Annotated in this window: 9 protein-coding genes; 1 reads left to right on the top strand and 8 read right to left on the bottom strand. The window is 56.4% G+C overall.

Annotation, left to right across the window (positions count from 1 at the left end; all coding sequences use genetic code 11):
* Nucleotides 1-136: 136 nt before the first annotated feature.
* The 8 genes from DWZ54_RS07925 to uvrC all read right to left on the bottom strand — a co-directional run bounded on the left by DWZ54_RS07925 (nt 137) and on the right by uvrC (nt 9,379).
* Nucleotides 137-1,105, bottom strand: coding sequence for a malate dehydrogenase (locus DWZ54_RS07925; RefSeq protein ID WP_118475348.1), 969 nt, complete (start codon nt 1,103-1,105; stop codon nt 137-139).
* A gap of 271 nt (nt 1,106-1,376) precedes the next feature.
* Nucleotides 1,377-1,538 carry a rubredoxin gene (locus tag DWZ54_RS07920; protein WP_118013890.1) on the bottom strand — a complete coding sequence of 54 codons (162 nt, stop codon included), beginning with the start codon at nt 1,536-1,538 and terminating at the stop codon, nt 1,377-1,379.
* A 131-nt stretch (nt 1,539-1,669) separates the two neighbouring features.
* On the bottom strand, nt 1,670-2,584 hold the full coding sequence (locus DWZ54_RS07915; protein WP_118475347.1) for a PHP domain-containing protein: 915 nt from the start codon (nt 2,582-2,584) through the stop codon (nt 1,670-1,672).
* Nucleotides 2,585-2,707: 123 nt separating this feature from the next.
* Entirely contained in the window at nt 2,708-3,574 is an 867-nt protein-coding gene (locus DWZ54_RS07910) for a CoB--CoM heterodisulfide reductase iron-sulfur subunit B family protein (protein WP_118013886.1), read from the bottom strand.
* A gap of 18 nt (nt 3,575-3,592) precedes the next feature.
* Nucleotides 3,593-4,546 carry a succinate dehydrogenase/fumarate reductase iron-sulfur subunit gene (locus tag DWZ54_RS07905; protein ID WP_118475345.1) on the bottom strand — a complete coding sequence of 318 codons (954 nt, stop codon included), beginning with the start codon at nt 4,544-4,546 and terminating at the stop codon, nt 3,593-3,595.
* A gap of 1 nt (nt 4,547) precedes the next feature.
* Entirely contained in the window at nt 4,548-6,398 is a 1,851-nt protein-coding gene (locus tag DWZ54_RS07900; RefSeq protein ID WP_118475343.1) for an FAD-binding protein, read from the bottom strand.
* 208 nt (nt 6,399-6,606) lie between these two features.
* Nucleotides 6,607-7,515, bottom strand: a complete 909-nt coding sequence (locus DWZ54_RS07895; protein WP_118475341.1) for a LysR family transcriptional regulator — start codon at nt 7,513-7,515, stop codon at nt 6,607-6,609.
* A 28-nt stretch (nt 7,516-7,543) separates the two neighbouring features.
* A complete protein-coding gene (uvrC, locus tag DWZ54_RS07890; RefSeq protein ID WP_118475339.1) occupies nt 7,544-9,379 on the bottom strand; it encodes an excinuclease ABC subunit UvrC in 1,836 nt (611 codons plus the stop codon).
* 268 nt (nt 9,380-9,647) lie between these two features.
* Between uvrC and DWZ54_RS07885 the strand changes: the two genes are divergently transcribed.
* Entirely contained in the window at nt 9,648-11,057 is a 1,410-nt protein-coding gene (locus tag DWZ54_RS07885) for an acetyl/propionyl/methylcrotonyl-CoA carboxylase subunit alpha (RefSeq protein ID WP_118013876.1), read from the top strand.
* Nucleotides 11,058-11,185 lie beyond the last annotated feature (128 nt).

Raw genomic sequence — 11,185 nt, 5'->3', positions numbered from 1 at the left:
GGCTGTGGACAAAATGATTTTACATTTTGTCACAGCCCCTTTTTTTCCCTTCTTTTTCTTTGGCAAAGCTTACACAAAAAGCCTCCGCCGAAGCGGAGGCTTTCATCATGCCAGTGACAAACTGGCCAAAGGGCAATTATTTGAGTGCATCGCCGAGTTTTGCGTTCGTGTTGCGAGCAGCCTGGACGCTTTCCTCGAACTTGGCCTTCTCGTCGCCATCGAGCTTGATCTCGACGATCTTCTCGAGGCCGTTCTTGCCGAGGATGCACGGTACGCCGATGCAGAGATCCTTCTCACCATACTCGCCATCGAGGTATACGCAGCACGGGATGAGCTTCTTGGCATCGAGAGCAATGGCCTCAACCATCGTAGCAGCAGCAGCACCCGGTGCAATCCAGGCGGACGTGCCGAGGAGCTTCGTCAGCGTAGCGCCGCCGACCTTCGTGTTGGCAACGACATCGTCAAGAGCTTCCTGGCTGAGGAGCTGCGTTACAGGGATACCGCGCAGCGTTGCATAGCTGACGAGCGGAACCATCGTCTTGTCGCTGTGGCCGCCGATGACCATGCCATCAACATCAGCCGGCGTAGCCGGATAGCCGGCTTTCGTCAGAGCCTGTGCAAGGAAATAACGGAAACGGCTGCTGTCGAGCATACCGCCCTGGCCGAGGATGCGGTTGCGCGGAAGCTTCGTGTCTTTCAGCGTCAGGAACGTCATAGCATCCATCGGGTTGGAGATGATGATGAAGTAAGCGTTCGGAGAATATTTGAGGGCCTGGTCAACAACGCTCTTGACAATCTTGGCGTTGACACCGATGAGGTCTTCACGGCTCATGCCCGGTTTACGCGGCATGCCGGAGGTTACAACGATGACGTCAGAACCAGCCGTCGGAGCATAGCCTTCCGGATCGTTCGGCAGAGCCGTAACGCCCGTTACCGTCGTGTCAAAATTCAGCATATGAGCCGTCTGCATGATATCCATGGCCTTGCCCTGAGGAACACCCTCTTTGATATCAACGAGAACAACCTCACTGCAGAACTTCTTCGTGGCAAGCACGTTTGCGACCGTTGCACCAACATTACCTGCGCCAACAACTGTTACCTTCATAATAAATTGCCTCCTTATGACTTGAAAGCGTTCTTCTGCGCACAAGGGCAGGAAACCGCTTTCGGAATGCCCACACGTTATGCATCAGATTTATGATTCATTACGTGTAAATTATAGCAAAATGGTTGTCAAAAATCAATGCATTTTGTGTACATTTTATCGAATCATTAGCCATACTTATTGGAATACCTATCCATACGCAAAAGGACAAGCAGACAAAAAAGGGAGCCACCCTGACTCCCCGCCATCTCCGAAAGGAGATGGCAAATCGTCAGGACTGCTCCTCGAACATATCCTTGCCTACGCCGCAGAGCGGGCAGACGAAATCATCCGGCAGATCAGCGAACGGTACACCCGGTGCGAGATCGTAATCCGGATCACCTTTGGCCTCATCATAAATCCAGCCACAAACTGTGCAAACCCAAACTTTCATAGTTCAGCCTCCTTCTCTTAAGATATCCACAAATGGAAATTCTCATCATCTGTGATGAATCGTGAAATGTCCCGCAGAGAACGGAAACGTGCTCTGCGAAACATGAACATCCTAAAGAATTTCACACTTAGTTAATTCGCCCTACCAGCCTGTTTTTCCTTCTCCAGCTCAAAATTTTTCTTGCAGGCTGCGCGAACGCCCTCAAGATAGGCATACGGAATGGCGATGTTGTCATGGAGGCCCGTGCCAAGCTCGATTTCCGGACGGTTCGAACCATGGAAATCCGTGCCGCCCGTCGGCAGCAGTTCGTACTTCTCAATCATATAGCCGGCAAAGGCGGCATCCTCTGCCGTATAATTCGGATACCAGCGCTCCATGCCGTCGAGTCCGAGCTGATGGAGGCGCAGGATGGCGGCTTCCTGCTCGAGGCGCGAAAGCCCCTTGAACCCGATGTTCTTATGGAAATGTGCCAGCGAGGTCACACCGCCCGCCTTGTGGATGACGGGCAGGGCCTCCTCTGCCGTGATATTGACTTCAAGGTCCAGCAGGCGCACGGCCGGATCCAGATAATTGTCCCAGAGCGGCTGTGCATGATCGTAAAGATGCAGCGAAACGAGATAACGCATAATGGCATAGCGGTCAATCGTCCGCCCGTAGGCAAACGGCTGAACCTTCTCCAGTGAGATGTCGATGCCCTTCTGCGCAATGTATTGAATGATTTCTGCAATCTTTGCCTCTTTCGTCGCCCGCATCCGGCAGTAAAGGGACTGGAAATCCGGCTGCGCGGCATCAAAGCCAAGGCAGACGATGTGCAGTTTGCGGTTCTCGAATTCCACCGTGAGCTCCATGCCCGGGATGAAGTCAATCCCCTCCTGCTGCGCAGCGGCAGCCGCTTCTGCGTCGCCTGCAATATTGTCATGGTCCGTCAGCGCAAAGCCGGACAGGCCGCGCTCCCTGGCCAGCTTCGCAAGACCGGCCGGTGTATAGCTGCCATCCGACACGAGCGAATGGACGTGAAGATCGATTCGTTTTTCGCTTTGTTTCATGGAAGATTCCTTTCTCTAGGGAAAACCTGTCTTCATTATACACGTTTTTCTGGAAGAAAGCAGGCATTCCGATGATAAGATTTTCCATGATGATCCAGCACACGGCAAGGCATCAGGCTGCTGTCAGCCTACCTTCCACTTGCGCTGCGCAGAAACATGGCGCGTAAAGCCCATGTCCTCCCGGCTCATGCCCAGGGCAAAACCGATGAGCTGCTGCAAATGCAGGATGGGGATTTCCGCCTGCGAATGAACGGCGTCGCGTCCCTCTGGTTCATACATATCGAGCTGCATCTGGCAGAGCGGGCATGGCGTCACGATGACATCGGCACCGGCCTTATCTGCACTCTGCACAATCTGGCCCGTGCGCACGAGCACATCATGCTCCGCCGCCAGCTGGGCATGGAAGCCGCAGCAGAGGCGGTTGGCGTCAAACCAGACGGGCTCTGCGCCGAGGCGCCGCACCAGGCGCTCAAAGTAAGCGGGATGCTTGCCGTCGCCATGATCCATGATTTCCTGCGGGCGCAGGATATGGCACCCATAGTAGGAAGCAACCCGGATGCCATGCAGGGCATCCGTGACCTTGCCTGCCAGGAGCTCCGGATGCTCATCGAGCACCCAAAGGAAATGCGTAATCTTGCTCGTCCCCTGATAGGGATATGGATGGCCGGCTTCCCTCAGCAGTGCATTGACTTTTTCCTTCAGGGCCTCATCGTGATCCAGGCGGTATTTCGCCGTCCGGAGCTGCAGCGTGCAGGTATTGCAGACCGTCATGATATCGAGGCCCATATGCTCGGCAATCGAGATATTGCGGGCATTGACGGCCAGCGCCGCCAGATCGTTGACGCCCTGGGCATGCGAGGCGCCGCAGCAGGTCCAATTCGGGATTTCCGTCAAGCCGATACCGAGAGCCTCACAAACCTTATAGAGCGACTGCTCGGCTTCCGCTGCCGCTCCCTTCAGGACACAGCCGGGAAATAATGCAAATTCCATGGTCTATTCCTCTCTTTCTCATTCCTCTTTTGAAGCAGCTTCTGCGGTCTTCACGAGTTTGCGGACCGTATCGATTTCCGGATTGACCGGATGCTTCTCAAGCAGATTCATCTTGCCGACATGCATGAGGCGCAGGGCCATGGGAGCGCGCAGCGAGGCCAGGAAGAAGCCCTCGGACTTGATATTGAGCTTCGACTCATCGAGCGTGCCCGATTCCTGGATGTCATCGTAAATCGCCTTGGCATGTTTGGCTCCCACGTTATCCGCCAGGCCATGGCGGAACGTTTCCGCCTTGAGTTTCTCGATGGCACCGGCAGGATCCAATCCCTTCGGGCATTTGGCCGTGCATTCCTGGCAGTTGAAGCAGCGCCAGAGTCCGGCATCGATGACGGCTTTCAGATGCTCCTCGGGGCTGCGTTCCCGGCTGTCCGCCACGAGTTTCTCCGCCTTGACAAAGGCAAATGGATCCAGAAAATCCTTCTGGTTCAAGGCATTCTTGTTGCATTCCGATACGCAGGAACCACAGAGGATGCAGCCGGCATATTTCTTGTATTTGTCAAAATCAGCCGGCGACTGTTTGCATCCCGTCTCCGCCGTGAATTCAGGCTTGGGCTGCAGCGTCGGATGGACCTTCTTCAAACGGGCGTACTTGGGATCCCAGTCGACGATGAGGTCGCGGATGACGCGGAAATTCCCCAAAGGTTCCACAGTCAGCGTATCCGTCTCATAGCGTTCCAAAAGCTTCTCCACAAGGATCTCGCAGGAAAGCTCCGCATTGCCGTTGACGCGTACGGCGCAGGCCCCGCAGATGCTCGAGCGGCAGGAGCACGTAAAGGAAAGCGTTGGGTCCTGATGTTCCTTGATTTCCGTCAGGGCTTCCAGGATGGTCATGCCCGTCCGGACCGTGACCGTATAATCCTGGACCCATTTGCGCCCCTCGACAAAACGATGGATTCTGAGTTTGGCGTCCATATCAGTACTTCCTTTCTTTCGGCGGATACTTCGTAATGACTACGTCCTTGTATTCCGTGCGCCAGCCATTTTCGTCCTTGAAGATCAGGGTATGCTTGAAGAAATCCTTGTCGTTGCGCTGCGGATAGTCACGGCGCGAATGACCGCCGCGGCTTTCCTTGCGGGCGATGGCACCCTGCACGATGGCATGAGAGACCTGAAGCAGATTGCCGAGTTCCACATACTGTTCAAACGCCGTATTGTAGACATGCGACGTGTCCCCCACATACACGGACTGATATGCCTGCTCCAGCGCTTCCAGCTCCCGGGCCGCTTCCTGCAGATGCTGCTCATCCCGGAACACGCCGACCTTGAACCACATGGTATTGACCATGGCATCGCGCAGCTCCGGCACGGTGTAATTGCCGAGATGAGCGCGGTGCGTGACTTCGTCGAAGTGATTGAGCCATTTCTGGCAATCTGCCTGCAGATCCTGCTGAGAACCCGCGTACGCATGCTCCCTCGCATAAGCCGCTGCGCCATCGCCAGCCGTATGACCAAAGACCAGCACCTCCGAGAGCGAGTTGGCACCGAGGCGGTTGGCGCCATGGATGGAAACGCAGCTGCATTCACCAGCCACATAGATGCCCGGCACGCGTGACTCTCCCGTATGGAAATCCGCCATCTCAAGGCCGCCCATCGAATAATGGCAGGTCGGACTGATGAGCACCGGTTCCTTCGTGATGTCTACACCGGCAAAGCGGCGCGCGAGATCATAGACCTGGCCGAGGCGTTCATGGATGCGTTCAGGCGGGATTTTCGTGAAATCGAGATAAACGCCGGCATGAATGCCCTCGCCGATGCCGCGTCCCTCCTCAATCTCTGTCGCGATGCCGCGGGCGACGATATCGCGCGTGGCGAGTTCCATGCGCTCCGGCGCATACTTCTTCATGAAGCGTTCTCCATCCTTGTTGATGAGCAGCGCGCCCTCGGCGCGGCTGGACTCCGACAGCAGCACGCCATTGGCGGCCAGGCCGGTCGGGTGGAACTGCACCATCTCAGGATCCTTGAAGGGAATGCCCACTTTCATGCCGGCCACGATGCCATCGCCCGTGGAACTGTATGGATTGGACGTGCGGATCCAATAGGCACGGCCATAGCCACCAGTCGCGATCAAAACGGTCTTGGCGGGAATGCCCATGATGTTGCCGGTCCGCATATCCATGGCGATGACGCCATTGAGCTGTTTCCTGTCTTCGCCGCCCATCGAGATCTCCAGCATCTGGCATTCCGAGATGAAATCAATATCGTGCGCCAGGCACTGCTCGAACAAGGTGTGCACCATCGCATGGCCGGCCCGGTCCTCGAAATACGCCGCACGCGCATGCGATGAGCCGCCCATCTTGCGCTGATGGAACGAACCGTCTGCCTGACGGTTGTAGGGATACCCCATGTAATCCATCTCGTAGATATTGGCACCGGCCCGCTCGGCAAAGTATTCCACGGCATCCTGGTCGCTGAGATAATCACCGCCCTTGACCGTGTCAAATACATGCGATTCCACGGAATCAGCCGGATCCGTGACCCCCGTGACGCCGTTCATGCCGCCCTGCGCCATGGTCGAAGCTGAACGCGTCGGGATGAGCTTTGTCATCACCGCCACCTTCAGGTTCTTGTCCTCTGCCGCGGCCAAGGCAGCGCGCATCCCGGCACCGCCGCTGCCGATGATCAATACATCATACGTCACATTGCCCTGCTGTACCTTCTCGGGGATATTGCGGCCATTCCAGGTGAAATAGCTGCCGGCCGCGAGCACGACACCGGCTGCCGCAGCCCCCTTGATGAAGGTACGTCTTGAAATCTCTTTTGACATGCCTCTTCCTCCTAAGCTTCTCATCGCAAAACAAACACAGCGCGTTCCGATGAATCCCTGTTTGCTATAGGATATTTTACCATTAAGAAAAACTATCGAAAAATACAACATGCTTATAAGGGGTATTGGAATTTCCAATACCCCTTGTAAATGGCCGTATACAATTGCAAAAACACGAGCTATCAATAGGAAAAATCAGACAAATCCTTCAGGATTCCTGCAGCCGCCGTATGAATTCGCGTGCCGCCTGCGAAAGCGGCTGACGGCTGCCATAGCCGGCCAGCAGATGACGCGGCTCCACGTATTCCGCCAGAGAAACATACAAAAGATGCTCATGATCCTCCTGCCTCTCCATCATCATATCGGTGACGAGTGTCGCACCCATGCCGAGTGAGGCCAGCCGCATGGCACCGATGATCGTATCGGCCACAAAGACCTCCTGAGGCTGCGTCCCCGTCTGCCTGCAGAGCTGCTCGTAAACAGATGCCATCTGACGATGCGGCTTCAGCGGAATGAATGGCAGGCCCTGAAGTGCGGAAAACGATATCACCGGACGCGTCAGCGGCTGTTTCCCGTGGTAAGGCGTTGCCAAAGGATGATTTGGGGGAATCGCCAGGCACACGTGCTCATCGAGCAGCGGCAGAAAGGAGAATTCCCGTTCCGGCAAAGGCGCATAGAGCAGGGCAAAGTCCACCTTGCCCTGCCGCACGTATTCCTTGAGCTGCACCACGCTGCCTTCCAGCACCTCCAGGTCGATGCCCGGAAACATGCGGTGAAAAGCCACGAGATGCGGCGCGAGATAACAGAAAGACCGCGTATGCGAACTGCCGATGACCAGCCGTCCCGTCTGCAGGGCCGACAAATCTTCCACGGCCTTCTTCATGTCCCGCGCCACGGCAGCCAGGCGGCGGGCCTCCCGCACGTAGATGCGCCCGGCTTCGGTCAGCGCGAGCGGCGTCTGGCTGCGGTCAAAGATGGGCTGTCCCAGCTCGCCCTCAATCTTCTTGATGCACTGTGAAAGCGAGGGCTGTGAAATAAAGAGATGGCGGGCTGCTGCGGAAAACGTCCCGTCTTCCACGACCTGCAGGACGCTGCGCCATTCATGTTCATCGATCATATCATGCACACCTCCACATTTTGGCAGATTATAACGTCACATGGCCGCCGCGCCATTCCTTCTGTGTCTGGAAGAACTGATAGACGGCTTCGGCAGCCGGTTTATTCATGCCCTCTACCGCAGCCAGTTCCTCCACACCGGCTTCCTTGATGCGCGCGAGCGAGCCGAAATGTGCGCGCAGGGCCTGCCGCCGCTTCGGACCGATGCCGACGATATGGTCGAGGACCGAGACGAGATTGCGCTTGCCGCGCAGCTTGCGGTGATACGTGATGGCAAAGCGATGCGCCTCATCGCGGATGCGCTGGATGAGATAGAGTGCCTGGCTGTGGCGAGGCAGGACAACGGGCTCGGGATTGCCCTCGGTAAAGACGAGCTCAAACTGCTTGGCAAGGCCCACGACCGGCACATCCTTGTGACCGGCGCCGCGGATGATCTCGAGCGCCGACGAAAGCTGTCCCTTGCCGCCATCGATGACGATGAGATCCGGCAGCTCATCCTCGGGCAGACCGACATACCGGCGCGTCGTCACCTCGCGCATCGACAGGAAATCATCCGGCTTGCCTTCGGTGCTGCGAATCTTGAACCGGCGGTAATCCGATTTCTTCGGCAGCCCGCCCTCAAAGACGACCATCGAGGCCACGGTCTCCGATCCCTGGATGTGTGAGATATCGAAGCATTCCATGCGATTGGGCGGCGTCTTGAGCCCGAGGTAGCGCCCGAGCTCCTCCACGGCCCCCAGAGTCTGTTCATTGGCCCGCTTGATGCGTGCGGCCTCATCCGACAGATATTTTTCGGCGTTGCCGGCGGCCATCGCCACGATGTCGTGCTTCGTGCCGCGCTTCGGGCAGAGCAGGCTGACCCTGCCCTGCCGCTTCTTTTCCTGCAGGAAGGCTTCGAGCAGCTCGCGTTCCGCTGCCGGCAGCTCAAGCGGCAGCAGGACTTCCTGCGGGATGAACGTCGCGCGATGGTAATACTGCTGCAAAAAGGCAGTGAGGATATCCTCGTCGCTCTCCTCCTCACTGCCCTGCAGCAGGAAATGCTCGCGCCCGATCATCTTGCCGGCACGGATGAAAAAGATCTGCACGCAGACGCCGACCTCCGAACGGGCCATGCCGACGGCATCCTGATTGCCCGAACCCGTGACGATATTCTGTTTTTCCGCGATCTTGCGCACGGCCTGCAGCTGGTCGCGCAGGCGCGCGGCCACTTCGAAGTGATACGCCTCCGCCGCCTTGCCCATGCGCTGCGAGAGCTCGCGTTCCACATCCTCCGTGCGTCCCTCCAGGAAGAGCAGCACGGCGCGGATCATCGCCGCGTATTCTCCCTTCGTGACCTTGCCCGCACACGGCGCCAGGCAGCGGCGGATATGGTACTCCAGGCACGGCCGCTCCTGCAGATGGCGGCAGGTGCGCAGCGGGAACAGGCGGCGCAGCAGCTTCAGGCTCTCGTGCACGGCCGTGACGTTCGTATACGGTCCAAAGTAACGGGCCCCGTCCTTCTGCACACGGTGCGTCAGAAAGACGCGCGGATATTCCTCGTTCACCGTGACCTTGACATACGGATAGCTCTTGTCGTCCTTGAGGCTGATATTATAGCGCGGACGGTGCTTCTTGATGAGATTGCACTCGAGGATCAGGGCCTCGACCTCGGAATGCGTCATGATGATCTCAAAATCCGCAACATGGGAAACCATGGCCCGGACCTTCGGCGTATGACTGCGGTTATTCTGGAAATACTGCCGCACGCGGTTCTTGAGCACGATTGCTTTGCCCACATAGATGATGCGCCCGTGATCGTCCTTCATGATGTAAACGCCGGGACTGTCCGGCAGCAGCTTGAGCTTTTCCGCTACGATATCGGTCATGATCTTCCTCCGTGTTCAAAAAGAAATGCTGCTTTCATTATACCATTGAATGCTTTGTACCTGCCATCTGCGCTTTGTATACATGTATTAATTATTCTTTTATGGCATTACACCAATACACAAAAGTTATCATTGCAATTCTCAGACACATATGCTAGAATCTATTCATGTTCGTAAATTAGCAGCAGGTTATAACATCTGATATTTAACGAATAACGATGAAATATGACGAAATGATGATATATTGTAAACCAAGGGAGGTCATTCCATGTTCAAACGCATTCTTATTGCGAACCGCGGAGAAATTGCCGTTCGCATTATTCGCGCCTGCCAGGAACTCGACATCGAAACCATCGCCATTTACTCGGAAGCGGATGCAAACGCCCTGCACGTGCAGCTGGCCGACCACAAGGTTTGTGTCGGCGGTGCGGACGCCGCGGACAGCTACCTCAACAAAACCGCCATCCTGCGCGCCGCCATCGATATGGATGCTGACGCCATCCATCCGGGCTACGGCTTCCTGTCGGAAGATGCCGATTTTGCCGAGCAGGTCACGAGCATCGGCCTGACCTGGATTGGCCCGATGCCGGAAACCATCCGTCTCGTCGGTGACAAGGACGTGGCACGCGCCTCCATCGCGCCTTCGGGCATCCCGATGGCCAAGGGCAGCGACCCGCTCACAAGCAAGGAGGAGGCCATCGAGGCAGCAGCCGAGGTCGGCTACCCCGTCATTCTGAAGCCGGTAGCCGGCGGTGGCGGCAAGGGCATGTGTGTCGCCCACGACGAAAAAGATTTGCGCAACATCCTCGATTATCTCGTCGATGTCACGAAGACGAAGTACTACTTCGAACATTACATCGAACGTTCCCGCCACATCGAAGTGCAGATCGTCGCCGACAATTACGGCGAAGTGCTGCATCTCGGCGAACGCGAATGTTCCATCCAGCGCCGCAATCAGAAGCTCCTTGAGGAATCGCCGTCCATCGCCCTGACGCAGGATATGCGCGAGCGCGTCGGCAGCCTCGCGGTCAAAGCCGCCAAGAGCGTCCATTACTCCAACATCGGAACGGTGGAATTCCTACTCGACCTCTCGAACAACGAATTCTACTTCATGGAGATCAATCCGCGCATCCAGGTAGAGCATGGCATCACGGAAGCCGTCACGGGCGTCGATCTCGTGCGCACGCAGATCCGCATCGCCGCCGGCGAGCCGCTCGACTTCGTCCAGCGCGATGTGCATTTCAGCGGTCATGCCATCGAATGCCGCATCAACGCCGAAGACCCGGACAACAACTTCATGCCGTCGCCGGGCCAGATCAACTTCATGCATGAGCCGAGCGGCCCACGCGTCCGTTTCGACAGCGGCGTGACGGCCGGTCTTGCCATCGAGCCGTATTACGATTCCATGATCGCCAAGATCATCGTACACGGCCGCACGCGCGGCGACGCCATCAAGATCATGCAGCGAGCCCTCAACGAATTCCGCATCGACGGCGTCAAGACGACGGTGTCCCTGCACAAGAAGATCCTCAAGGATATCTATTTCCGTACGGGCAACATCGATACGCAGTTCATCAAGAACCGCATCCGCTCCTACGAGCAGGAAAAGAAAAATCTCAAGGATATGAGCAAGGAAGAACTTGCCAACTCCATCAGCGCCAGCATGTATTACGCGTGATCTCCCATACGTTTGAACAAGCCCTCATGAGCCAGCCGGTTCATGGGGGTTTTTCGTTTGCATGATAAAGAATAAATACAATCAATAGCAAAAAATTGACAGAATACACCTGCAGTTATATAATAGTA

It is taken from the genome of Mitsuokella sp. AF33-22, assembly GCF_003475755.1.
Classification (GTDB): domain Bacteria; phylum Bacillota; class Negativicutes; order Selenomonadales; family Selenomonadaceae; genus Mitsuokella.
This window is presented reverse-complemented; position numbering and strand designations above follow the sequence as displayed.

What these genes read in the sequence shown, in the direction of transcription:
- DWZ54_RS07905 (WP_118475345.1), bottom strand. Translation starts at nt 4,546, where the DNA reads ATGGACGCCAAACTCAGAATCCATCGTTTTGTCGAGGGGCGCAAATGG.
- DWZ54_RS07915 (WP_118475347.1), bottom strand. Translation starts at nt 2,584, where the DNA reads ATGAAACAAAGCGAAAAACGAATCGATCTTCACGTCCATTCGCTCGTG.
- DWZ54_RS07900 (WP_118475343.1), bottom strand. Translation starts at nt 6,398, where the DNA reads ATGTCAAAAGAGATTTCAAGACGTACCTTCATCAAGGGGGCTGCGGCA.
- DWZ54_RS07925 (WP_118475348.1), bottom strand. Translation starts at nt 1,105, where the DNA reads ATGAAGGTAACAGTTGTTGGCGCAGGTAATGTTGGTGCAACGGTCGCA.
- uvrC (WP_118475339.1), bottom strand. Translation starts at nt 9,379, where the DNA reads ATGACCGATATCGTAGCGGAAAAGCTCAAGCTGCTGCCGGACAGTCCC.
- DWZ54_RS07885 (WP_118013876.1), top strand. Translation starts at nt 9,648, where the DNA reads ATGTTCAAACGCATTCTTATTGCGAACCGCGGAGAAATTGCCGTTCGC.
- DWZ54_RS07920 (WP_118013890.1), bottom strand. Translation starts at nt 1,538, where the DNA reads ATGAAAGTTTGGGTTTGCACAGTTTGTGGCTGGATTTATGATGAGGCC.
- DWZ54_RS07895 (WP_118475341.1), bottom strand. Translation starts at nt 7,515, where the DNA reads ATGATCGATGAACATGAATGGCGCAGCGTCCTGCAGGTCGTGGAAGAC.
- DWZ54_RS07910 (WP_118013886.1), bottom strand. Translation starts at nt 3,574, where the DNA reads ATGGAATTTGCATTATTTCCCGGCTGTGTCCTGAAGGGAGCGGCAGCG.